Annotated in this window: 23 protein-coding genes, 1 tRNA gene and 1 pseudogene; 11 read left to right on the forward strand and 14 right to left on the reverse strand. The window is 64.3% G+C overall.

What is annotated here, in order from left to right; all coding sequences use genetic code 11:
• Window positions 1-92 precede the first annotated feature (92 nt).
• Window positions 93-983 (reverse strand): AraC family transcriptional regulator, encoded by an 891-nt coding sequence (locus tag LV82_RS02680; protein WP_104069129.1) that lies wholly within the window; start codon window positions 981-983, stop codon window positions 93-95.
• Window positions 984-1,146: 163 nt separating this feature from the next.
• Here LV82_RS02680 and LV82_RS02685 point away from each other — a divergent pair, with 163 nt between their 5' ends.
• The 4 genes from LV82_RS02685 to LV82_RS02700 all read left to right on the forward strand — a co-directional run bounded on the left by LV82_RS02685 (window position 1,147) and on the right by LV82_RS02700 (window position 4,124).
• Window positions 1,147-2,097, forward strand: a complete 951-nt coding sequence (locus LV82_RS02685; protein ID WP_104069310.1) for an SDR family oxidoreductase — start codon at window positions 1,147-1,149, stop codon at window positions 2,095-2,097.
• 161 nt (window positions 2,098-2,258) lie between these two features.
• Window positions 2,259-2,828, forward strand: a complete 570-nt coding sequence (locus LV82_RS02690) for a carboxymuconolactone decarboxylase family protein (RefSeq protein ID WP_104069130.1) — start codon at window positions 2,259-2,261, stop codon at window positions 2,826-2,828.
• Window positions 2,829-2,876: 48 nt separating this feature from the next.
• Window positions 2,877-3,527: a DsbA family oxidoreductase gene (locus LV82_RS02695; RefSeq protein WP_104069131.1), complete on the forward strand. Its 651-nt coding sequence runs from the start codon at window positions 2,877-2,879 to the stop codon at window positions 3,525-3,527.
• A gap of 3 nt (window positions 3,528-3,530) precedes the next feature.
• Entirely contained in the window at window positions 3,531-4,124 is a 594-nt protein-coding gene (locus LV82_RS02700; protein ID WP_104069132.1) for a TetR/AcrR family transcriptional regulator, read from the forward strand.
• Between the two features lie 101 nt (window positions 4,125-4,225).
• Here LV82_RS02700 and LV82_RS15275 read toward each other — a convergent pair.
• From LV82_RS15275 to LV82_RS02715, 3 genes and pseudogenes are all read right to left on the reverse strand, one after another.
• Window positions 4,226-4,324 (reverse strand): annotated as a pseudogene (locus LV82_RS15275) (SDR family NAD(P)-dependent oxidoreductase); the annotation flags it as partial.
• 323 nt (window positions 4,325-4,647) lie between these two features.
• The gene (locus LV82_RS02710) at window positions 4,648-5,574 is read right to left on the reverse strand and encodes a DUF2971 domain-containing protein (protein WP_104069133.1); all 927 of its coding nucleotides are present in this window, start codon (window positions 5,572-5,574) and stop codon (window positions 4,648-4,650) included.
• Between the two features lie 145 nt (window positions 5,575-5,719).
• Window positions 5,720-5,809 (reverse strand) — tRNA-Ser (locus LV82_RS02715).
• Between the two features lie 173 nt (window positions 5,810-5,982).
• Between LV82_RS02715 and LV82_RS02720 the strand changes: the two genes are divergently transcribed.
• The 3 genes from LV82_RS02720 to LV82_RS02730 all read left to right on the forward strand — a co-directional run bounded on the left by LV82_RS02720 (window position 5,983) and on the right by LV82_RS02730 (window position 7,840).
• Window positions 5,983-6,606: a 50S ribosomal protein L25/general stress protein Ctc gene (locus LV82_RS02720; protein ID WP_104069134.1), complete on the forward strand. Its 624-nt coding sequence runs from the start codon at window positions 5,983-5,985 to the stop codon at window positions 6,604-6,606.
• A 117-nt stretch (window positions 6,607-6,723) separates the two neighbouring features.
• Window positions 6,724-7,410: an aminoacyl-tRNA hydrolase gene (pth, locus tag LV82_RS02725; RefSeq protein WP_104069135.1), complete on the forward strand. Its 687-nt coding sequence runs from the start codon at window positions 6,724-6,726 to the stop codon at window positions 7,408-7,410.
• A 58-nt stretch (window positions 7,411-7,468) separates the two neighbouring features.
• On the forward strand, window positions 7,469-7,840 hold the full coding sequence (locus LV82_RS02730) for a DUF2237 family protein (protein ID WP_104069136.1): 372 nt from the start codon (window positions 7,469-7,471) through the stop codon (window positions 7,838-7,840).
• A 23-nt stretch (window positions 7,841-7,863) separates the two neighbouring features.
• On the opposite strand, the gene LV82_RS02735 is transcribed toward LV82_RS02730, so the two are convergent.
• Both LV82_RS02735 and secA read right to left on the reverse strand, forming a co-directional pair.
• Complete coding sequence (locus LV82_RS02735) at window positions 7,864-8,055, reverse strand: hypothetical protein (RefSeq protein WP_104069137.1); 192 nt, start codon at window positions 8,053-8,055, stop codon at window positions 7,864-7,866.
• Between the two features lie 179 nt (window positions 8,056-8,234).
• On the reverse strand, window positions 8,235-10,955 hold the full coding sequence (secA, locus tag LV82_RS02740; RefSeq protein ID WP_104069138.1) for a preprotein translocase subunit SecA: 2,721 nt from the start codon (window positions 10,953-10,955) through the stop codon (window positions 8,235-8,237).
• 196 nt (window positions 10,956-11,151) lie between these two features.
• Between secA and LV82_RS02745 the strand changes: the two genes are divergently transcribed.
• From LV82_RS02745 to mutT, 3 genes are read left to right on the forward strand one after another with little or no spacing between them, the layout of a single operon-like run.
• A complete protein-coding gene (locus tag LV82_RS02745; protein WP_104069139.1) occupies window positions 11,152-11,997 on the forward strand; it encodes a peptidylprolyl isomerase in 846 nt (281 codons plus the stop codon).
• Between the two features lie 29 nt (window positions 11,998-12,026).
• A complete protein-coding gene (argJ, locus tag LV82_RS02750) occupies window positions 12,027-13,397 on the forward strand; it encodes a bifunctional glutamate N-acetyltransferase/amino-acid acetyltransferase ArgJ (protein WP_104069140.1) in 1,371 nt (456 codons plus the stop codon).
• Entirely contained in the window at window positions 13,378-13,800 is a 423-nt protein-coding gene (mutT, locus tag LV82_RS02755; protein WP_104069141.1) for an 8-oxo-dGTP diphosphatase MutT, read from the forward strand. The genes argJ and mutT overlap by 20 nt, the downstream gene beginning before the upstream one ends.
• A 255-nt stretch (window positions 13,801-14,055) precedes the next feature.
• Here the strand turns inward: mutT and infB are convergent, their stop codons facing one another.
• The 6 genes from infB to pip all read right to left on the reverse strand — a co-directional run bounded on the left by infB (window position 14,056) and on the right by pip (window position 21,145).
• Entirely contained in the window at window positions 14,056-16,587 is a 2,532-nt protein-coding gene (gene infB / locus LV82_RS02760) for a translation initiation factor IF-2 (protein ID WP_104069142.1), read from the reverse strand.
• Window positions 16,584-17,213 carry an RNA-binding protein gene (locus tag LV82_RS02765; RefSeq protein WP_104069143.1) on the reverse strand — a complete coding sequence of 210 codons (630 nt, stop codon included), beginning with the start codon at window positions 17,211-17,213 and terminating at the stop codon, window positions 16,584-16,586. The genes infB and LV82_RS02765 overlap by 4 nt, the downstream gene beginning before the upstream one ends.
• A 23-nt stretch (window positions 17,214-17,236) precedes the next feature.
• Window positions 17,237-18,919: a transcription termination factor NusA gene (gene nusA / locus LV82_RS02770; RefSeq protein ID WP_104069144.1), complete on the reverse strand. Its 1,683-nt coding sequence runs from the start codon at window positions 18,917-18,919 to the stop codon at window positions 17,237-17,239.
• Window positions 18,920-19,492, reverse strand: a complete 573-nt coding sequence (gene rimP / locus LV82_RS02775) for a ribosome maturation factor RimP (RefSeq protein WP_104069145.1) — start codon at window positions 19,490-19,492, stop codon at window positions 18,920-18,922. It lies immediately after the preceding gene.
• Window positions 19,493-19,651: 159 nt separating this feature from the next.
• Window positions 19,652-20,116 carry a tryptophan-rich sensory protein TspO gene (tspO, locus tag LV82_RS02780; RefSeq protein WP_104069146.1) on the reverse strand — a complete coding sequence of 155 codons (465 nt, stop codon included), beginning with the start codon at window positions 20,114-20,116 and terminating at the stop codon, window positions 19,652-19,654.
• Between the two features lie 60 nt (window positions 20,117-20,176).
• Complete coding sequence (gene pip, locus LV82_RS02785; protein ID WP_104069147.1) at window positions 20,177-21,145, reverse strand: prolyl aminopeptidase; 969 nt, start codon at window positions 21,143-21,145, stop codon at window positions 20,177-20,179.
• Between the two features lie 62 nt (window positions 21,146-21,207).
• Between pip and ubiG the strand changes: the two genes are divergently transcribed.
• The gene (gene ubiG, locus LV82_RS02790; protein WP_104069148.1) at window positions 21,208-21,963 is read left to right on the forward strand and encodes a bifunctional 2-polyprenyl-6-hydroxyphenol methylase/3-demethylubiquinol 3-O-methyltransferase UbiG; all 756 of its coding nucleotides are present in this window, start codon (window positions 21,208-21,210) and stop codon (window positions 21,961-21,963) included.
• Here the strand turns inward: ubiG and LV82_RS02795 are convergent, their stop codons facing one another.
• Both LV82_RS02795 and LV82_RS02800 read right to left on the reverse strand, forming a co-directional pair.
• Entirely contained in the window at window positions 21,964-22,440 is a 477-nt protein-coding gene (locus LV82_RS02795; RefSeq protein ID WP_104069149.1) for a MarR family winged helix-turn-helix transcriptional regulator, read from the reverse strand.
• Window positions 22,440-23,279, reverse strand: a complete 840-nt coding sequence (locus LV82_RS02800; protein WP_104069150.1) for a carbon-nitrogen hydrolase family protein — start codon at window positions 23,277-23,279, stop codon at window positions 22,440-22,442. The genes LV82_RS02795 and LV82_RS02800 overlap by 1 nt, the downstream gene beginning before the upstream one ends.

Genomic DNA, 23,279 nt, shown 5'->3' on the forward strand with positions numbered 1-23,279 from the left:
ATTGGGCCGCAGCACGAGCCGGGGCGCGTCTTGTCGGTCGGCGGCCAACGAAAACGGAGTTGTGCCGCCTGCATCGTTTCCCGGCGGCGCGCTCACCCCTGTCTGAGCGACATCTGCGCCTCGTCCCGCCATTGCCGTGGCGAGCGGCCATAGCTGCGCTTGAACTCGCGGCTGAACTGCGAGGCGCTGGCAAAGCCCGCCTGCCAGGCGGCTTCGCTGACCGTCTTGCCCTCGGCTATCTTCATTGCGGCGTGATTGAGCCGCATCGCCTTGACGAACTGGATCGGTGACATGCGCGTTGCCTCCTTGAACCTGCGGTGAAAGACGGGACGGCTCATGCCGGCCCGCGCCGCCAGCTCATCAACGCTGACCGGGGCATTCAGGTGGCTGGACAGATGGTCGATGACGCGCGCGATTGCGTTGTCCACGCCAAAGGCGCGTCGCGCCGCGTGGCCGGCCTCCCCCATCAGCACCGCATAGTGAAGCTCGCGCAGGCGCGCCGGTCCCAGCACGGCCGCATCGACAGGGTCGTCAAGCAGTTCAAGCAGCCGCAGCAGCGCATCTGCAAAGCGCGAATCCCAACGCGCCAGCGCAAGTGCCTGCGGACGCGTGCCGTCGGGCCTCGGGCGGACGCGCGACGCTGTTTCGACCTCGATGACCAGATCGCGCATCACCCGCGGCTCCAGCGCGATCATGACACCCAACAGGGGATCCTCGGGCGACGCCCGGGGCGAGCCGGCCTCGACCGGCAGGGTCATCGGGCACAGCAGGTAGTGGCTGCTGTCATAGACATGATGCTGACCATCCAGAACGGCGTCCTTGGTGCCACCGACGATGGCCACGATGGTCGGGTCATAGACCGCGGGAATGCAGGGCACGGGCTCGGTCACATGGAAAAGCTGCACGCCACGCAAGGCGGTATCCTTCAGCCCCGGGCCGGGCAGGTGGCGCTTGATGATCTCTTTGATCTGGGCTTGTGGCATGACGGAAGGCTGGCAGGGAAATTGGTGCGTTTCAAGCCAAACGATACGATTAGGCAAGAAATTGAGATCATTGCGCCTGTTTTGGTCCGATTATGAGATCTAAATGACAGCCCAAGCCGCCGGCCAAGGCGGTTTCATCAACCGGGCTGAAAGGAATTTGACGATGGCAGACACGACATTCGGACCAGCGGGCTGGACGCCCGAGCGTCTAGGCGATCTTTCGGGCAAGACCTATGTGATCACTGGCGCCAACTCGGGAACCGGATTCCAGGCGACGCGCATCCTGCTGTCCAAGGGGGCGCGGGTGGTGATGCTGAACCGCTCGCCCGGAAAATCCCAGGTGGCCATTGAAGCCCTGAAGAAGGAGTTCGGAGATCGCGCAGATATCGCCTTCATCCGCATGGACCTGGCCTCGCTTGCCAGCGTGCGCGCGGCAGCACAGGAGGTGCTGCGCACCGTGCCCCGGATCGATGCGCTGATCAACAACGCCGCCATCGCCCAGGTGCCGACGCGCCAACTGACCGAAGACGGTTTCGAAAGCCAGCTTGGCACCAACCATTTCGGCCATTTCCTGCTGAACGGCCTGCTGTTCGAACGGATCGAGGACTCGCTCGGCCGGATCGTCGTGGTCGCCAGCCTGGGCTACAATCTGGGGCTGAGGACGATCAATTTCGACGATCTGAACTGGGATCGCGGCTACCGCCCCAACACCGCCTATTCCCAAAGCAAGCTGGCGCAGATGATGTTCGCCTATGAACTGCAGGACCGGCTGGCTGCCGCCGGCAGGACCGGCGTGAAAGTCTATGTCTGTCACCCCGGATCATCGGCCACATCGCTGATCTCCGCCAGCGGCGGTCGGATGACGCGCCTTGCCTGGTGGCTGATGACCAAGACGCCGCTGGTGCAGAGCGCCGAGCGGGGCGCCTGGCCCGAGGTGATGTGCGCCACCGAGAACGGTCTGGAACAGCGCGCGCTTTACGGCCCCACCGGCTGCCTGCAGATGGTGGGCCCCGTCGGCCGCGGCACCCTGAATCCGCATGCCTACGACAAGCCGGTGATGCAGCGGCTGTGGGATGTCTCGGAAAAGGCGGTCGGCTTTCGCTGGACGCTCTGACGGCCCCGATGTCGCAACCCGGAAGCGGACGCGACCTCACGTTTGAGTGATTGCTCAAATTAATTGTTGAGCAATCACTCAAGTTTCATTACGTCCTCTTTTCGCAAGCCGGATGACCCCGGCCCGCCCAAGGAAAGCAACAGCGAAAAGAGGACGATCCCATGGTCGATTTCCCCATCCACACGATCGAAACCGCCCCCGAGGCCGCCAAGCCGCTGCTTGAAGCCTCGCTGAAGGCCAATGGCCGCATCCCCGGCCTGCACGGCACCATGGCCGACGCGCCCGGCCTGCTTGAGGCCTATCAGGTGGCGCACAAGGCGTTCCTGAACACCAGCCTGACCAAGGAAGAAAAGACCGTGGTCTGGCAGACGGTCAATGTCGAGCATGAATGCCACTACTGCGTGCCCGCTCATACCGGCATCGCCAAGATGATGGGCGTGGACGACGCGATCACCGAGGCGCTGCGCAACGAGACGCCGCTGCCCGACCCCAAGCTGGAGGCGCTGCGCGACTTCACGCTGAAGGTGGTGCGCAACCGCGGCTTCGTGGACGAGGCCGACACCCAGGCCTTCCTCGATGCGGGCTATACCACGACCAATATCCTGGAAGTCATCCTTGGCGTTGCACAGAAGGTGATGTCGAACTACGTCAATCACTTCGCCAAGACGCCCGTGGACAAGGTGTTCGAGAAATACGCCTGGGAACGCAAGAAACCCGCAGCTGCGGAATGATCCAGGGCGGGCGGCCGTGTCCGGCCGCCCCTTCTTTCGGAAAGTCGCATGAACAACGCCCCTACCCTTCGCATCGACATCGTCTCGGACGTGATGTGCCCCTGGTGCATCATCGGCTATCTGCAGCTTGCCCGCGCGCTGCAGCAGACCGGCACGGCGGCCGAAATCCACTGGCATCCGTTCGAGCTGAACCCCGACATGCCGCCCGAGGGCCAGAACCTGCGCGAGCATGTCGCCGAAAAATACGGCGCCACCGCCGCGCAGTCCGAGGCCAGCCGAAGGCAGATGGCCGCGCTGGGCGCCGATCTGGGCTTTGCGTTCCGGTTTGGGGAGGACAGCCGCATCTGGAACAGCTTTGCCGCGCATCAACTGCTGCACTGGGCCAATCTGCAGGGCCGCCAGCATGATCTGAAGATGGCGATGTTCCGGGCGCATTTCACGCAAGGCCGCAACATGGCTGACGCGCAGGTTCTGGCCGACATCGCGGGCGAGATCGGGCTTGATCGCGACGAGGCCCGGGCCGTGCTGCGCGACGGGCGCTTTGCCGAAGAGGTGCGCGCGCATGAGGCCTTCTGGCTGAAACAGGGCATTCGCGGCGTACCCTCGATGGTGTTCGACCGCCAATACCTTGTCACCGGCGCGCAGGGGGTGGAAAACTACGCGGACATTCTAAGGCAGATTGCGGCAAGGGGGGCCTGAGCGATGGCGCGCGCAGCCAGCTATGATCGGGACGCGGCGCTGGAAGCCGCCATGACGCTGTTCTGGCGCAAGGGCTATCATGCGACCTCGCTCAAGGATCTGGAAGCCGCGCTGAAGATGAAGCCCGGCAGCATCTATGCCGCATTCGACAGCAAGGAAAACCTGTATCTGCTGGCGCTCGAGCGGTATTTCCAGCGCTCGCGCGATGCCTTTCGGACGGCGCTGGCGCGTGCCGAATCTCCGCTTGGCGCGCTGGCCGCGCATCTGCGCGCCTATGCCGATCTGCCGCCCGAGGATGCCGCGCGCCAGGCCTGCATGCTGACGCGAACGCTGGTCGACACGCGCGCCACCGATCCCGCGATCGCGCAGGCAACGCAGGCCTATCTGGACGAGATGGCCGCCGAGTTCACCCGCGCCTTCCAGGCCGCCCGCGACCGGGGCGAGATCGCCCCTGACAGTGATCCCGCGCGACTTGCCCGCCGCTTTCAGGCCTATGTCACCGCGCTGCGTGTCGAATTGCATCGCGGCGCCCCCGACCGCGTGATCCGCGATCTGGCCGAGGACATGGCGCGCGAGATCGAGGCGCTGCGGGTCTGAACGCAAGGCAGATCGGCTGGGGGGGCTGCCGCCGGTCAGATGTCAAACCAGGGCGCGGCAAGCGACTCAATGGCCGCCATCACCCCGGCAACATGACGCGAATCGTTGCCGGCGATGCCGAAGCCTTCTTTCACCATCTTCGTGGCCAACAGCGAACCGGGATTCACGGCGATGAAGACGTGACCGCCAGGATGGGCGCGCACGAAATTGCCGTGCAGCTTTCCAGCGACCTGCGGCGGCACGCTCAAATCTTCGGGAAGAAGGCCAACGAACTCAAAGACGACGGGCATCACGTCGCCGTCGCAATCCATGAACGCGGCCCTTGCCGCCGAAGTTTTGGCGCTGAACTTGGCCGAAACCGCCGTCTTGTTCTGCCCCTTATATGCGGTCACGTCCAAGGACCGCAGCCGGGCGCAAGAGGTATGCCGCGCGTCCTACGCCGTCGCCGCCTGACGCAGGTTCCCTTAAGTGCCCAGGGCAACTGACCCCGGTTTGCGTTTACCGCCGCAGCCGGGGTTTCTTTTTACTCTGACACTTCGTCGTAGGTATGATTCGCACGGTTCGGCACGGCACGAACAAGCCGGGCATTCGGATACCTTGCGGCCAAAGCATTGCGTATTCTCTGCGCAGTTTCCTCGCGCGTCTTCGGCCCCAAGATCACGCGGTCAACGGCGTCAGGCGGAAAGTCCAGCAGATGAATTGGGTCGGCGGGATCACCAACCGTTCTATCGACCTGATCTTCCTTCACATATAGCCGCCACTCGCGCTCGTATTCCCATGCCGTAGTTTTCGAAATAAGAGCGGCTTGAATATCTGCCAAGGGCTCTTCAACCTTACTGTCGAAGTAAGTCACCTTTTGCAAACGGGTTTTCTGTCCGTCCTTTCGACGCTGAAACCATTCATGCTCGGTGTCAAAGGCGACTACAAAACCGCTGTTGTTGTCGGCGTAGTGTGCCCACATCGGAGCCACATCCATACGCTCGGACAGCGAAAAACAAAGCAATTCACGGCCCAACCTTTCGAGTAGACCTTCAATGTACTTGGGGTCGTTGAGCATTGGGACAAGCATAGTGTCAACGGCAGACTGCATCTCAGCGCGCAGCGTCGCAAGAAGGTTCTGCCCTGTCTGTTGTTCGACAAGTCTTATTGCAACGTCTGGGGGCAGGAAACCAAGCCCATATTTCTTTAGTTCCTCCGCAATCATCTTGCGCACGTTTGCCTCGGATAATGTAGTGTCCATCTGCTCCGATAGCATCGCAATGAACTTAGGGCCCGCCAGCTTCTCGAACGTCGAACGTACCTCAAAGGTATCGTTTGTGTTCATAAGAGGCGTAAACCGCACTGTGCCGCCCTCAAGAACGCTTCCGACACGCTCAGCGGACAGATACTTGTAAAGATAGCGCGGCGGTGGCGGCAGATTGTCGAAATCGTCTAAGCTAAAAGTATTCATGTTACGCACTTTCTACGCCATCTATCGCGGCATTCATACCGCAACAGATCGGGTAAAACAGCGCCTCAAAGCCCTGAAAATCGCATGGGTGGTTCATGGGCAGGATTGGCTATGCGACAATTTATCCAGTGAAATCAATGGGTAATGGCGGAGACGAAGGGATTCGAACCCTCGAGACGGTTTCCCGCCTACTCCCTTAGCAGGGGAGCGCCTTCGACCACTCGGCCACGTCTCCGCCTGCCCGTTTACAAGGGGAAAATCGGATGGGCAAGCGGAAAGCTGCGCCCGCGCCTTGCCGCGATCGCCTTGATGCAGAATCGTCTTTCCTTCCTGCGGATTCGGCGATATACGCCCGGGCTCATGGGCATGCACCCTTGGAGGATGCCCACAACATGATAGGAGAGACCAATGGCTGGTGAGATCCCGGATCTTATCGCCGAGGTGCGGACGGGGACAGGCAAGGGGGCCGCTCGTCAAGCTCGTCGTGAGGGCTACGTACCCGGCATCGTTTATGGCGGCAGCAAGGACCCGCTGCCCATTCAGATCAAGTACAACACGCTGCTGAAGCGCCTCAAGCAGGGCCGCTTCCTGTCGACCCTCTTCAACCTGAAGGTCGAGGGCCAGGACGACGTCCGCGTGATCTGCCGCGGCGTTCAGCGCGACAAGGTCAAGGACCTGCCCACGCATGTCGACTTCATGCGGCTGCGGGCCAACTCGCGCATCAACCTGTTCATCCACGTCGAATTCATCAACCATGACAAGGCGCCGGGCCTCAAGCGCGGCGGCACGCTGGTCGTGGTTCGCCCCGAGGTCGAGCTCGAGGTCAACGCCTCGAACATCCCCGACCACATCACCGTGGATCTTGCCGGCCGTCAGATCGGCGATGTCATTCACATCAACGATGTGGAACTGCCCAAGGGCGTGAAGCCGACGATCGACCGCAACTTCGTCATCGCCAACATCTCGGCGCCGTCGGGCCTGCTCTCGGCCGAAGCCGCAGAGGAAGAAGCCGAAGCCGAGACCGAGGAATAAGCCCGGTCCCGGGCACGGGAACAGACGCGGGGCCCTTGGGTCCCGCGTTTTCCGTTCCACCTGCCGGTTGCACCGGGCGGGCCCAGGGCCTAGCCTTTGCAACGGAAAGAGGTCGTCATGCGTCTTGTCGTAGGCTTGGGCAATCCCGGATCGAAATACGCCCGTAACAGGCACAATATCGGCTTCATGGCCGTCGATCGCATCGCTGCCGACCACGGATTTTCGCCCTGGAGATCGCGGTTCCAGGGCCAGATCGCGGAAGGCCGGCTGGGCGACGAAAAGGTCGTTCTGCTGAAGCCCGAAACCTTCATGAACCTCTCCGGCCAGTCCGTCGGCGAGGCGATGCGCTATTTCAAGCTGACCCCGCAGGACGTGATCGTCCTGCATGACGAACTGGATCTCGCGCCGGGCAAGTGCCGCGTGAAGACCGGCGGCGGCCATGCCGGCCATAACGGATTGCGCTCGATCCACCAGCATATCGGCGATGCCTATCATCGCGTTCGGCTGGGAATCGGCCATCCCGGCCACAAGGACCGTGTGGCTGCCTATGTGCTGTCGGATTTCTCCAAGGCCGACGAAGAATGGCTGGATGACCTGCTGCGCGGAATCTCGGATGGCGCGCCGGCCCTCGCGCAGGGCGATTTCGGGCGTTTCCAGAACGCCGTCGCGTTGCGCATGTCTCCATCTCGATCGTCCCGCAGCCCCCGGATGGCGCCAGAAAAGACCGATCCGAGGCCGTCCGAACACCGGAACGCGCAGAACGATCGGTCGCCATTGCAGAAGCTGATCGACCGCTTTCGCTGACAGGCCTGACGCCTGGCGCGCCCCGTGATAGGATCGTCTTGGCAGCAAGAGGTGGGGCATGGAAAAGGACCCGGCGATCAATGTCCTTGGTGGACCGCTCGAGCCTTGCTCGCGCGAGCCGCTGACGGGTTCCTTTCGTGACGGCCATTGCAATACCTGCGCGCAGGATCGCGGCAGCCACACGGTTTGCGCGATCATGACCGCCGAATTCCTGGCCTATTCGAAATATGTCGGCAACAACCTGACCACACCGCGGCCGGAATACCAGTTCCCCGGCCTCAAGCCCGGGGATAGCTGGTGCCTGTGCGCTGCCCGCTTCCTGCAAGCCCATGACGAGGGCTGCGCCCCGAAGTTGCGGCTTGCCGCGACCCATATCCGCGCGGCCGATATCGTGCCGCTGAAGGTCTTGCAGCTATATGCCGCCGATTGACCGTTCCTTGTCCAAGGCCCGGCCTATTTCGCGGTAACTTCTGCCGACGTCGTCTTCACGCTGATCAGCCGATATGACGGCGGGGCATCTTCACCCTTCAGCAAGGCTTCGTAGACGCCCCAATTCTGCATCACGTGGCCCGTGGCAAAGGCGATCGCCAGCACGCTGGCCACGTTCACCACGGCGCGACGGATCTTTCTGACCCTGTTCTGCATTGCCTATGCCTTTCGTCCCATCCCTGAGGGAAGGATAGCAATCAATCGGGGCAATGCCATGGCAAAACGCCATCACCATTTAGGTGGACGGGCAGGATCTGCCGCGAAATGTTCCGCCCCTGGCGCGATCCGCCACAATCCTGCCCCAAACTGCCCGCTGCGCGACCGCCGAGCGCGACTCAGGCCAGACGCCCGTGGCAATGCTTGAACTTCGAGCCCGAGCCGCAGGGACAAGGGTCATTCCGGCCGGGATCACCCCAGGTCGATGGGTCGTTTTCATCAAAACCCTCGACCAGCGGAACAGCGGCGGCGCCTGCGGTTTCCGGTACGCGCGCGGTTGCCGCGGGGCTGTCGGCCTGCGACGCCATCGCGGCGCGCTGCGCCTCCATCTGGGCCATCATCGCCTGCTGTTCTTCCTCGGTCAGCGGACGGATATGGGCCAGCTTCTGCGTCACATCGTTGCGCAGACCGTCCAGCATGTGCTCGAACAGGGTAAAGGCCTCGCTCTTGAACTCGTTCAGCGGGTCGCGCTGCGCATAGCCGCGGAAGCCCACGACCGAACGCAGATGCTCCAGCCGGACCAGATGTTCGCGCCACTTTTCGTCGATCGTCTGCAGCAGGATCTGACGCTCGATCTGCTGCATCGTGTCGCCGCCGAATGCGCGGGCCTTGTCCTCCATCTGCGTGTCCGAGGCCTGCTGGATACGCTCCAGCATGACTTCTTGATCCACGCCGTCTTCGGACGCCCAGTCGGCGATGGGCAGGTCCAGCGCCAGCTTCTCGCGCAGTGCCTGCGCAAGTCCCGCGCTGTCCCATTGGTCGGCATAGGTCTTTGGCGGCAGATGATGATCGACCAGGTCCTCGATGACCTGGTGGCGCATGTCCCGCACGATCTCGCCGATATCCTCGGCTTCCATGATCTCGCGCCGCTGCTTGAAGATGACCTTGCGCTGGTCATTCATCACGTCATCGTATTTCAGCAGCTGCTTGCGGATGTCGAAGTTGCGCGCCTCGACCTTGGCCTGCGCACGTTCCAGCGACTTGTTCACCCACGGGTGGATGATCGCCTCGCCTTCCTTCATCCCCAGCTTGGACAACACCGCCTCCAGCCTGTCCGACCCGAAGATGCGCATCAGGTCATCTTCCAGCGACAGGTAGAAGACCGAACGGCCCGGATCGCCTTGACGGCCCGAGCGGCCACGCAGCTGGTTGTCGATGCGGCGGCTTTCGTGCCGCTCGGTAGCAAGGACGAACAGGCCCCCGGCGGCCTTGACGGCCTCTTCATCGGCCTTGTGTTCGGCCTCGATCCGGGCGCGGACTTCGTCGGGATGGGCGTCGGGATCGGCGGCCAGCGCCTCCATCACCTTGAATTCGACATTTCCGCCCAGCTTGATGTCGGTACCCCGACCGGCCATGTTCGTCGCGATCGTCACCGCGCCCAGCCGTCCGGCCTCGGCCACGATCTGGGCCTCTTTCTCGTGCTGTCGCGCGTTCAGGACGTTGTGCGGGATGCCGGCCTTGGTCAGCATCTGGCTCAGCATCTCGGATTTCTCGATCGAGGTCGTGCCGACCAGCACCGGCTGGCCCTTCTCATGGGCCTCCTTGATGCGCTTGACGATGGCGTCGTATTTCTCGCGCGCCGTGCGATAGACCTGATCGTGTTCGTCGATGCGGGCAATGGGGCGGTTGGTTGGCACTTCGACCACGCCCAGCCCGTAGATTTCCATGAATTCCTCGGCCTCGGTCGCGGCGGTGCCGGTCATGCCGGCCAGCTTTTCGTAAAGCCGGAAGTAGTTCTGGAACGTGACGCTGGCCAGCGTCACGTTTTCGGGCTGGATCTTCACACCTTCCTTGGCCTCGATCGCCTGATGCAGGCCGTCCGACAGACGGCGCCCCGGCATCATTCGCCCGGTAAATTCGTCGATCAGGACGATCTCGTCATTGCGCACGATATAGTGCTGGTCACGGAAGAACAGCTTGTGCGCACGCAGCGCCTGTGCCGCATGATGCACGATCGTGGTCGATTCCGGGTCGTACAGCGTCTGGCCTTCGGGCAGGATGCCGGCCTCCCACAGCCGCTTTTCCAGGTATTCGTTGCCCTCGTCGGTGAAGGTCGCGTTGCGCGCCTTTTCGTCGATCTTGTAGTGTTCCTCGGTCAGTTCGGGAATGAACTTGTCCAGCGCGATATACAGATCGGACCGGTCCTGGCTGGGGCCCGAGATGATCAGCGGCGTGCGCGCCTCGTCGATCAGGATCGAGTCGACCTCGTCCACGATCGCATAGTGATGGCCGCGCTGCACCATTTCCTCGACGCTCATGCGCATGTTGTCGCGCAGGTAATCGAAGCCCAGCTCGTTGTTCGTGGCATAGGTGATGTCGGCCTGGTAGGCGGCGCGCTTTTCGGTGGTATCCTGGAACGGATACACAACGCCCGTCGTCATCCCCAGCGCGGCATAGACCTTGCCCATCCATTCGGCATCGCGCTTGGCCAGATAGTCGTTGACGGTGACGACATGCACGCCCTTGCCGGTCAGCGCGTTCAGATAGGCCGGAAAGGTCGCGACCAGGGTCTTGCCCTCACCGGTCTTCATCTCGGCGATGTTGCCCTGGTGCAGGAAGATGCCCCCCATCAGCTGGACGTCGAAGGCCCGCAGGCCCAGCGCCCGGCGCGCGGCCTCGCGGCAATTGGCAAAGGCCTCGGGCAGGACGCTGTCCAGGCTTTCGCCCTTCTGCACGCGCTCGCGCAGTTCGTTGGTCTTCTGCTTCAGGCCGTCGTCGGACAGCTTCTGGAATTCGGGCTCCAGCGCGTTGATCTTCTCGACCAGCGGGCGAACCGATTTGACCTTGCGGTCGTTCGGGGTCCCAAAGACCTTCTTGGCGAGTGTTCCGAGGCCCAGCATGTTTTCTCCGCTTGGGTACTGAATGAATGCGCGGCTTTCGCCTGCCGTTGTAATCGCGGCCTTGCCGCGAACCCTTGCTACGCCTAGAACGGCTGCGGAGTAAAGGCGCGGCGGGCCTTTCCACGCTCTGCGATGTAAGTCTCCGCCGCGCGATAGTCAACTTTGCCCGATTGGGGCAGAACAGGAGTCGCGTCTCATGCTGAAATCCGTCCATCTTGCCGCGGTCGTTGCGCTGTCGCTGGCCATGCCGGGCCTGGCGCGCGCCGAACAGCCCGCGCTGGACACGGTCGTTGCCACGGTCAACGGCAAGCCGATCACCCTGGGTCACATGATCGCGATGCGTGACGCCCTGCCGCCGCAATATCTGCAGCTGGACGATGAAACGCTGTTCAACGGCATCCTCGACCAGATCATCCAGCAGGAAGCGATCGCCTCGACGGTCGATGGCAAGCTGACCCGGCAGGACGAGCTGATGCTGGAAAACCAGCGGCGCGGTTACCTCGCCTCGATCGTGATCGACAGGGCCGCCCGCGCCGCCGTGACCGAAGAGGCCGTCCAGAAGCTGTTCGACGAACGCTATGGGTCGCAGGAACCGGGCAAGGAATACCACGCCGCCCACATCCTTGTGAAAACCGAGGACGAGGCAAAGGCGATCAAGGCCGAGCTCGACAAGGGCGCCGACTTCGCCACGCTGGCCCAGGAAAAGTCGATCGGCCCGTCGGGCCCGAATGGTGGCGATCTGGGCTGGTTCGGCGCCGGCATGATGGTCAAGCCCTTCGAGGACGCGGTCATGGCGCTGGAGCCGGGCCAGGTTTCCGACCCCGTGCAGACCCAGTTCGGCTGGCACGTCATCAAGCTGGAAGAGGTCCGCGACGCCAAGCCGGTGACGCTGGACGATGTGCGGCCCGAGCTGGAAAAGGAGCTGGAGCAGCAGGCGGTCGAAAAGGCGCTTGACGAACTGACCGCCGGCGCCACGATCGAGAAATCGGCCGACGGGATCGACCCGGCCGTGATCCGCAACGCCGAGTTCCCGAAAGACTGATCCAGACCCGCACAGGCAGGGGGCATGACATGGCGACCAAATCGGAACTGAAGGCCAAGACGAAACGGCTGAAGGAAAAGGTCCGGGCCTTGCGCGAGCGTCTCGACAACGCGGCGGGCGACCCGGTCGCGCCCCCACCAAAGGCCCCCAGGCCCGAAAAGAAGGTCTCGCCGCTGGCGCCCAGGGGTGGATTCCCGGCGCTGCCACGGATCGAGGGCGTCGAATTCGCCACGGTCGAGGCCAATGTGCGCTATCGCGGCCGCAAGGACGTGATGCTGGTCCGGCTGGCGCCCGGCACGGCGATTGCCGGGGCCTTCACCCGCTCGGCCACGCGGGCGGCCTGCGTGCTGGATTGCGAATCCAAGCTGAAACTGCCGCAGCCCGCGGATGCGGGCGCGGCGATCATCGTCAATTCGGGCAATGCCAATGCCTTTACCGGCCGACTGGGGGTCGAAGCGGTCGAGGCCGTGACCCAGGCCGTGGCGCGCGCGCTGTCCATTCCGGCGGAACGGGTCTTTTCGTCTTCGACCGGCGTGATCGGCGAACCGCTGCCGCATGAACGCATCACCGCGAAACTGCCCGAACTGGTGGCCCGTCTGGCGCCCGACGCGATCGAGGACGCCGCCCGCGCAATCATGACCACCGACACCTTCCCCAAGGGCGCGAGCGCCGAGATTTCGGGCGATGGCGGCCCGATCCGCATTGCCGGCATCGCCAAGGGTTCGGGCATGATCGCGCCCGACATGGCGACCATGCTGGTCTATGTCTTTACAGATGCGAAGATCCCTGCCCCGCTGCTGCAACAGATCGTCTCGCGCCACGTGGATGATACGTTCAACGCCATCACCGTGGACAGCGACACCTCGACCTCGGACGCGCTGATCGTTGCCGCCACCGGGCGGTCCCAGGCCGCGCCGATCACGGATCTCGACTCGGCCATGGGGCGCGCCTTCGCGGACGCGCTGCACGCCGTCATGCTGGACCTGGCCCAGCAGGTCGTGCGCGATGGCGAGGGCGCCACGAAATTCGTCGAGATCCAGGTCACCGGGGCCGCGGACCGGCAGGATGCGCATCGCGTCGCGATGGCGATTGCCAATTCGCCGCTGGTCAAGACCGCGATCGCGGGCGAAGACGCCAACTGGGGCCGCATCGTCATGGCGATCGGCAAGTCGGGTGCGCGCGTGGACCGCGATCGCATCTCGATCCGGTTCGGCGACATCCTTGTCGCCGAAAACGGCTGGCGGGTGCCCGACTATTCCGAAGAAGCGGCCTCGGCCTACATGAAGAACGACGAACTGGTGATCGGCGTCGATCTGGGTGTCGGCGACGGCGCGCGCACCGTCTGGACCTGTGATCTGACGCATGGATACATCGACATCAATGGCAGCTACCGTTCCTGATCCGCGCCGGCTGGTCCTTGTCGCGGCGGTTGCGCTGATCGACGTCGATGGACGCGTCCTGCTGACCCAGCGTCCGCCGGGCAAGTCGATGGCGGGCCTGTGGGAATTTCCCGGTGGCAAGATCGAACAGGGGGAAACGCCCGAAGCCGCCCTGATCCGCGAGCTGGAAGAGGAGCTGGGCATCCAGACCTGGTCCAGCTGTCTGGCGCCCCTGACTTTCGCCAGCCACGCCTATGACGACTTCCATCTGCTGATGCCGCTGTTCGCCTGCCGGAAATGGCAGGGGGTACCCGCGCCGCGCGAGGGCCAGCAGCTTGCCTGGGTCCGCGCGCGCGATCTGCGCAACTATCCCATGCCGCCGGCGGATCTGCCCCTGATCCCGATCCTGCGCGACTGGCTGTAGCAACGGGCGGCCTGCGCAAACAACGCACGGGCCTTCGATACTGCAGAACCGGGGCACATGGACCCGCGGGTCGGACGGTCAGCCAGACCTCCGCGTCCCTGTCTGCCGCCCGGGTCAGGGCGGCGTGTTGCCGCAGATCCATGACGCGTAACGCAACCTCCACGGCACCGAAGCCGCTTGGACGGCATACCAGCCGAAAAGGAAAAGGGCAGGGCCGTGAAGCCCTGCCCATTTGTCGTCATGCGTGACGGACGTTCAGTCCAGCGCGCGCTCGACTTCCTCGCGCTCGAAGATCTCGATGATGTCGCCCTTGCGGATGTCATCGTAATTCTCGAACGCCATGCCGCATTCCTGGCCGGACTGGACTTCCTTGACCTCGTCCTTGAAGCGCTTGAGCGTCTTGAGCGTGCCTTCGTGGATCACCACGTTGTCGCGCAGCAGACGCACGCCGGCGGAACGCCGCGCCACGCCCTCGGTGACCAGGCAGCCGGCAACCTTGCCCACGCCCGACACCTTGAAGACCTCGCGGATCTCGGCATAGCCGATGAAGTTCTCGCGCACCTCGGCCTTCAGCAGGCCCGATGCCGCCTTCTTCACGTCATCGACCAGGTCATAGATGACCGAGTAATACCGGATCTCGACGCCCTTCTGGTTCGCCGCCTGACGCGCGGGCGCATTGGCACGCACGTTGAAGCCCAGGATCGGCGCGCCCGATGCCTCGGCCAGGCCGACATCGGTTTCGGTGATCGCGCCGACCCCCGAATGCAGCACGCGCACACGCACCTCGTCATTGCCGATCTTCTCAAGCGCCTGGGCAATCGCCTCGGCCGAGCCCTGAACGTCGGCCTTCACCAGGACCGGCAGTTCGGCGACATTGGCATCGGCCTTGGCCTTGGCCATCAGCTGTTCCAGCGTCTTGGCCGCACCCGCGGCCGCGCGCTTGTCGCGGGCAGCTTCCTGGCGGTACTCGGCGATCTCGCGGGCCTGGGCCTCGGTCTCGACGACGTTCAGGATGTCGCCCGCCTCGGGCGTGCCGTGCAGACCCAGAACCTCGACCGGAACCGATGGCCCGGCCTCGTTCACGCGGTCGCCGTGATCGTTGATCAGGGCGCGCACCTTGCCCCATTGTTCGCCGACGACAAAGACATCACCGCGCCGCAGGGTACCGTTCTGTACCAGAACCGTGGCAACCGGGCCGCGGCCGACATCCAGCTTGGCCTCGATCACCGCGCCACGCGCACGGCGGTTCGGGTTGGCCTTCAGCTCCAGGATCTCTGCCTGCAGCGCGATGGCTTCCAGCAGCTCGTCCAGCCCCTTGCCGGTCTTGGCCGAAACCTCGACATCCTGCACGTCGCCGCCCATCTTCTCGACCACGACTTCGTGCTGCAGCAGTTCCGTGCGCACCTTCTGCGGGTTGGCATCGGGCTTGTCGCACTTGTTGATCGCCACGATCATCGGGACACCTGCGGCCTTGGCGTGATTGATCGCCTCGACCGTCTGCGGCATGACCGAGTCGTCGGCCGCCACGACCAGAACGACGATATCCGTCACCTGCGCACCGCGGGCGCGCATCGAGGTGAAGGCCGCGTGGCCGGGCGTATCCAGGAAGGTCAGCACCGCACCCGAATCCGTCTTCACCTGATAGGCGCCGATATGCTGCGTGATCCCGCCGGCCTCGCCCGAAACGACGTTGGTCTTGCGGATCGCATCCAGCAGCGAGGTCTTGCCGTGATCGACATGGCCCATGATCGTGATGACCGGCGGACGCGGACGCAGGTCCTCGGGCCGGTCCTCTTCCTGCTCGATCACCTGTTCGACATCGGCATCCGACACGCGCACGGCCTTGTGGCCGAATTCCTCGATGATGATCTCGGCGGTTTCGGCATCGATGGTCTGGTTGACATTGACCATCATGCCCATCTTCATCAGCGCCTTGATCACGTCGGCGGCACGCTCGGCCATGCGGTTGGCCAGTTCCGACACGACGATCTGGTCGGGCAGCTGCACCTCGCGCGAGACCTTTTCGGCACGAACCGTCTGGCCCATCGCCTTCTGCCGGGCCTTTTCCTGCTTGCGCTTCATCGCGGCAAGCGAACGCTGACGCCCGCCCTCGCCCGCAAGCGCTTCCGACAGGGTCAGCTTGCCCGAACGGCGGCCGTCCTCGCGCCCGCCCTTGCGCGTGTCGCGCTCGCGATCGGCGCGTTCGCGGTCGCTCTTGCGCGGGCCACCGACCGGCACGCCCTTGGTGGCGACGCGCGCCGCCGCGGCCTGGGCCGCAGCCTGGTCGTCCTCGGGCCGTGTGCGAGCGGCTTGCTTGTCCTTCTCCTTTGCCGGGGCAGGCTTTTCGGCCTCTTCCTTGGCAAGGCGTTCTTCCTCGGCCTTCTCGCGCAGGGCTTCCTCGCGCTCGCGCTCCTCGCGCTCACGCGCCTCGGCCTCGGCGCGGCGGCGTTCGCGCTCTTCCTCGCGCTTGCGCTCTTCTTCTTCACGCTTGCGCGCTTCTTCGGCCTCGTTGGCCTTGGCCGCCGCCAGCGCCTTCAGGCGACGCTCCATCTCTTCTTCAGAGATGCCCGCCGGACGCCGGGAAGGATCGCCAAGCCTTGCCGGCTTGGCCTTGTTGTCGGCCGCGGCCCCAGACGCGGCCGCCGCGCCGGGCTTCGGCACCACGACGCGCTTGCGCTTGGTCTCGACGACAACGCTCTTGGTCCGGCCATGGCTGAAGCTCTGCTTCACCTGACCCGGACGCGCGCCACCAAGACCCAGGGGTTTCTTACCGTCTTTGTCGCTCATGCCGATTTCGTTTCCTTCCCGGCGGATCGTCCGCCGTCAATACCTCTGAGGCCCGCCAGCCTCGTCGCTTCCTGTACAATACGCGGCGCAAGACCACCAGCGCCGACCGCGCCATGTACCACGAATTCACGCCCGAATGCCAGACCCAGCTCGGCCGCGCTGAGGCAGCCGAACCATCTGGCGCCCTCGGGCGTCCACAACTTGCCCTTGCCCCGTTCCGACCCATCTGTTGCCTGGAACAGGACCTTGACGCGGCCGGTCGCAAGCCAGTCCTTGACCTTCTCGAACCCGGCCACCGCCTCGCCGGCCTTTCGGGCCAGTGCGATCAGCTCGATCAGCCGGCGGACGAGCAGCCCTTCGACCATATCTTCAAGATTGTCCGGCACGTCCACCCGGGCCCGGGCGGCGCGCGCAAACAGGCCCTTGCGGGCGGCGGTCCGCAGCGCCTCGCGGTCCGCGCAGACCCAGATGCCGCGCCCGGGCAGCCGGCCCGCGACATCGGGGATCACCGCGCCGTCGGGAGAGACGACAAAGCGGATCAGCCCCGATTTCGGCTGCGATTCGCCCGTGACGATGCAGCGCCGCTCGGGCTCGGTCCTGTTCCTTTCGCGTCCGCCTCGGGCCATCGGCCTGTCTCCGCCGGACCCGGTCAGGCCTCGGCGGCCCCCTCGTCGTCGCCCTCGTCGCTCTCGTCCGCCTCAAGCTCGGCCGGATCGACCCAGCCAAGCTGGACGCGGGCATTCATGATCAGGTGCTGGGCCTCTTCAAGGCTCATGTCGAACTTCTCGAGAATGCCCTCATCCTTGACCCGCTCGCCATTCACGGTGGTCCAGCCGCCGGCCAGTTCCCAGTCTGCGCAGGTGGCGAAGTCCTCGATCGTCTTGATGCCTTCCTTGGCCAGCGCCTCGACCATCTGCGGGGTCAGCCCCTCGAACTCGATCAGGCTGTCCTCGGCACCAAGCGCCCGCGCATTCTCGATCGCCTTGCGGTTCTGCTCTTCCAGGACATCGCGGGCCCGGGCCTGCAATTCGCGAGCCGTATCATCGTCCACGCCTTCGATCGACATCAGCTCGTCGATGTCGATATAGGCGACCTCTTCAAGGCTGGTGAAGCCCTCGGACACCAGAAGCTGGGCAAAGAATTCGTCCAGGTCCAGCGTATCCATGAACAGCTTCGTGCGCTCGGCGAATTCGGCCTGGCGACGGCGGCTTTCCTCTTCCTCGGTCAGGATGTCGATGTCCAGACCCGTCAGCTGGCTGGCCAGGCGCACGTTCTGGCCGCGGCGGCCGATGGCCAGGCTCAGCTGGTCGTCGGGCACGACGACCTCGATCTTGCCGGCTTCCTCGTCGATGACGACCTTGGAAACTTCCGCGGGCTGCAGCGCGTTGACCAGGAAGGTCGCCTGATCCTCGTTCCACGGGATGATGTCGATCTTCTCGCCCTGCAGCTCGTTGACGACGGCCTGCACGCGGCTGCCGCGCATGCCGACGCAGGCGCCGACCGGGTCGATCGCGTTGTCATGGCTGATCACCGCGATCTTCGCGCGCGAACCGGGATCGCGGGCCACGGCCTTGATCTCGATGATGCCGTCATAGATCTCGGGCACTTCCATCTTGAACAGCTCGGCCATGAATTCCGGCGCGGTGCGCGACAGGAAGATCTGTGGCCCACGGGTCTCGCGGCGAACGTCCTTGATATAGGCGCGAATGCGGTCACCGGGGCGATAGCTCTCGCGTCCGATCTTCTCGTTGCGGCGCAGGATGGCCTCGCCACGGCCGACATCGACGATGATGTTGCCGTATTCCTCGCGCTTGACGATGCCGTTGATGATGGTGCCCTTGCGGTCCTTGAATTCCTCGTACTGGCGCTCGCGCTCGGCTTCGCGGACCTTCTGCAGGATCACCTGCTTGGCCGACTGGGCGGCGATGCGGCCCAGCTCGACCGGGGGGATGACCTCGTGGAATTCGTCGCCCGGCAGCGGACCTTCGGCGCTGGCCGGATCGATCCGCTGGCCGTCGCGCAGCCAGAATTCCTCGCGCCCGGCGCGTGGCGGGACGAACAGCGACCGGGCCTGGTCGACGGTCATCTGTGCCTGGTAGTTCTCCAGATCCTCATCGGCCACGACGGTGCGCACGCGGGTAAAGGTGGCTCTCCCGGTCTTGCGGTCGATCCGCACCCGGATGTCCATTTCAGATCCATAGCGCGACTTCGCCGCACGGGCGAGGCTTTCCTCCATGGCCTGCACGACCAGGTCAGGATCGATCATCTTTTCGCGTGCGACCGCCTCGGCGGTTTGCAGCAGCTCAAGCTGGTTGGCAGAGGTGATCGCCATTCATTCCTCCTCGGAACTGTCGTCTTCTTCGATATGGTCGAAAGCAGATTCGTCAACGGACTCGGTCGCCTTCTTCTGCCGCAGCATTTCGGCGATCAGTTCGTCGTTCAGGACCAGCTTGGCGTCTGCAAGCCAGTCAAATTTCAACCCGATCGTGCCTTCGTCGATCTCGATCAGGACCTCGTCGCCCTCGACGCCGGCAAGGCGGCCCTTGAAGCGCTTGCGGCCGTCGATCAGCTCGGCCGTTTCCAGCCGCGCCTCGAAGCCGGTCCACATCTCGAAATCCTTCAGCCGGGTCAGCGGCCGGTCGATGCCGGGCGAGGACACCTCGAGCGTGTAGGATTCCTCGATCGGGTCCTCGACATCCAGAACAGCCGAAACCGCAACCGAGATGCGCCCGCAATCCTCGACATCGATGCCGCCTTCGGGGCGGTCGGCCATGATCTGCAGGGTCTTGGTGTTGCCGCCCATCAGGCGGATCCGGACCAGCTCGAATCCCAGCCCCTCGATCGTGGGCGTCACGATCTCGGCCAGGCGGCGGTCGATGGGTGTCTTGGCGATGAGATCTGACATCGGTCCTTCAGGCATCAAAAAACGGGCCCAGCGGCCCGTCACGCGTTTCCGGTGGGGCGCGGGTTTGGACCCCGCGCACCGCGCTGTTGAATGCCATATAGGCCAGATCGCCCGCTTTCGCAAGCCCCGGCGTTCGGACAGGCGATGCGGGGCGAAAGCTCAGCCCGCCGGGTTGTTGCGCCAGATCTGGAAATTCAGCGCACCCGCAAGGCTCAGCCAGCCCAGATAGGGCAGCAGAAGCAGCCCCGCCAGCCGGTCCAGCCGCCAGAACACGGGCACCATGACCGCAACCACGATCCACAATGCGACCATCACGACCAGCGCCACGTCGATGCGATGGGCGCCGAAAAAGGTCGGCGTCCAAAAAGTGTTCAACGCGATCTGCAACGCCCACAGCGACAGCGCCAGCCCGACCCCCTGAATCGCCGGACCCGTCAGCGTGGCGATGCGTGCGCCGGACAGGGCGATCAGGACATAAAGCGTGGTCCATGCCACGGGAAAGGCCCAGCGCGGCGGGGTCCATGCCGGCCTGTTCAGCGCATCATACCAGGCGCCGGGCGAAAAGATCATGCCCGTCGTCGCCGCCGCCGCGCATGCCGCCAGAAGAACCAGAAACGCCGTCATGAGTTTATCCCTGCTTGTATCGAAACCCGGAAGCCCGGGCCACGCGAAGGTTCCGCCGGATCATCCGCGCAGGCGGTCCATCGTTCGCACCAGTTCGGCCGATATGCCGGGTTCGGACAGCGCATGCCCGGCCACCGGGATCATGCGCAGATCCGCGCGCGGCCCTGCCTGCGCCAGCGCCCAGGCCGAAATCGGCGGGCAGATCATGTCATAGCGGCCCTGAACGATCGTCGCCGGAATATGCCGTATGCGCGGCAGATCGCGCAGGATCTGACCATCGCATTCCAGAAAGCCGCGGTTGATGAAGTAATGGTTCTCGAGGCGCGCAAAGGCGCGGGCATAGTCCGGTGGCGCCTCGCCCGCGTGAAGATCCGCATCGACACTGGCCAGGGCGTTCTCCCACCCCGTCCAGGCCCGGGCAAAGCGCGTCTCGGTGCCCATGTCGCCACAGAACAGTCGCAGATTGTAGGCCGCGATCAGGTCATGCCGTTCGTCCTCGGGCACCATGCCGGCAAAGGCATGCCAGCGTTCGGGATAGAACGCCCCGGCACCGCCGCCATAGAACCAGTCCAGTTCGCCCTGGGTCATCAGGAACACGCCGCGCAGGACCAGATGCGTCACCCTTTCGGGATGGGCCTGCGCATACAGCAAGGCCAGCGTCGCGCCCCAACTGCCGCCGAAGACGATCCAGGATCTGATCCCCAGCAGGCTGCGGATGCGCTCGATATCGTCGATCAGATGCCAGGTCGTGTTGGCCTCGATGCTGGCATGCGGACGCGAGCGGCCACAGCCGCGCTGATCGAACAGGATGATGCGATAATGTGCCGGGTCGAAATAGCGCCGCATTGCGGGCGAACACCCCCCGCCCGGGCCGCCATGCAGCACGACCACCGGCTGCCCGTCGGGATGGCCCGATTGCTCGACATACAGGCGATGGCCGTCGCCCACGTCGATCATGCGCTGGTCGAAGGGTTCGACCTGCGGATAAAGCAGCTGACCTGCGCGTTTTTGCCCTGCGAAACGATCCATGATCCCATTATATAGCGCAAAGCGTCCCGCCCGCCATGGGCCACAAAGCCGGAGACACAGGAATGGCCGAAACCGCCAGCAGCGTTGAGCCCAACGAGATTGCCAAGTTCGAGGCCATGGCGGCCGAATGGTGGGATCCGAACGGAAAGTTCCGGCCGCTGCACATGATGAACCCCGTGCGCCTGGACTATATCACCCGGCAGATCGCGGCCCAGTTCGAACGCGACCTGTCGCGCAAATTGCCATTTTTCGGGCTGCGCATCCTGGATATCGGCTGCGGCGGCGGGCTCTTGTCGGAACCGATGGCGCGTCTTGGGGCCGAAGTCGTGGGCGTCGATGCGGCCGAACGCAATATCCCCGTGGCCCGGATCCATGCCCGGGAACAGGGTCTGGACATCGATTATCGCCATGGCACGGCCGAAGAGCTGGCCGCGGGGGGCGAAGTCTTCGACGTCGTCCTGGCGATGGAGATCATCGAACATGTCGCCAATCCCGGCCAGTTCGTCGCGACCTGCAAGTCGCTTCTGAAGCCCGGCGGGCTGATGATCGGATCGACCATCAACCGCAATCCGAAAAGCTTTGTCATGGCAATCGTCGGCGCGGAATGGGTCATGCGCTGGCTGCCCAGGGGCACGCATGAATGGTCGAAATTCATAACGCCCGACGAGTTCTTCGACTTCTACCGCGCTGCCGGCCTGCGCCCCGTCGACCGCAAGGGTTTCGTCTTCAACCCGATCGGCTGGAGCTGGTCGATCTCGGACCGGGACCTGTCGGTGAACTACGTGACCGCGGCCGTGAACGAAAACGGTGCGGCGTGATCAGACCCGGGGCGCGGCCTTGCGCGCGCCGGGCTTCGGCGTGTCGTCGAGCCGCGCGCGCAACTCGCGCAGCACCGGCAGGACCGAACGCACCTTCTCGGGGCCCAGCGCCCGAATGACATCGGCCACGACCGGCGCCATGGACGCCACGGCCGCATCGCGCGCGGCCCGGCCCGCGGGGCTGATCGTCACCTGCTTGCGCCGCGCATCATCCCAGTCGGGGAAGATGTGGACATAGCCCGCGCGCTCCAGCTTGGCCAGCGTGTTCGACATCGCCCCGCGCGTGACATGGAACGCCTCGGCAAGCTGCGCGGGTGTCCTTTCGGCATTGACATGGGCCAGGTGGTTGAGAACCGCGAAATGGCTGATCTCCATTCCCTTGGGCAAGGCACGGCCGATCAGGTTGCGCGCCAGCTGATCGGCCATGAAGACCTCGGAGAACAGCGCCACGGCCAGGTTTTCCGTCTCGGCTGTCATCACGGGCCCTCGAAGTCGCGGTCATGGAACAGGGCGGGCACGCGGGCGCGCGCGCGATCGACCGCCTGAAGGTCAAGATCGATCACGGATACCCCGATATCGGTCCCGGCGTCCAACAGCACCTCGCCCCACGGCCCGACGGCCATGGAATGGCCGTGGCTGCGCCGGTTGCGACCGGTGCGATCGGCGTGTAGCCCGCACTGGGCCGGGGCCAGCACGAAAGCGCCGCATTCGATCGCCCGCGCCCGCAACAGAATCTCCCAATGTGCGGCGCCGGTCGTGTCGTTGAAGGCCGCGGGCACGGTCAGGATCCGCGCGCCCGCCTGCGCCAGCCGGCGATAGAGATGGGGAAACCGCACGTCATAACAGATCGTCATCCCGATCCCCCCAAAGGGCGTGTTGGCCATGACCGCGCGATTGCCGGGCCGATATGCAGAGGATTCCCGATAAGTTTCGGTTTCCGAGATCTGCACATCGAACATGTGTATCTTGTCATAACGCGCATTGATCGCCCCGTCCGGTCCGATCAGGAACGACCGGTTGACGAACGGCGCGTCCCCCTGCGCGGTATCCTGTGCCTTCAGCGCCAGCGATCCGACCAGCAGCCAGATGCCCAGCTCTGCGGCCTGTCTGCACAGGGCGGCCAGCGTCGGATCGTCGTCTTCGTGCCGAAGGATCGCGGCCTGGTGCGCCCGGTCCGACGACAGGCAATTCGTTGCCTCGGGCGTCAGGACAAGTTCGGCCCCCTCCACCGCGGCCTGCGCGATCAGGCCCTGCGTGACGGGCAGGTTGACCGCCGGATCGTCGCCGACCGAAAGCTGGATCAGGCCCACCCGCAT

The sequence above is a fragment of the Albidovulum inexpectatum genome (assembly GCF_002927635.1).
GTDB classification, from domain to species: domain Bacteria; phylum Pseudomonadota; class Alphaproteobacteria; order Rhodobacterales; family Rhodobacteraceae; genus Albidovulum; species Albidovulum inexpectatum.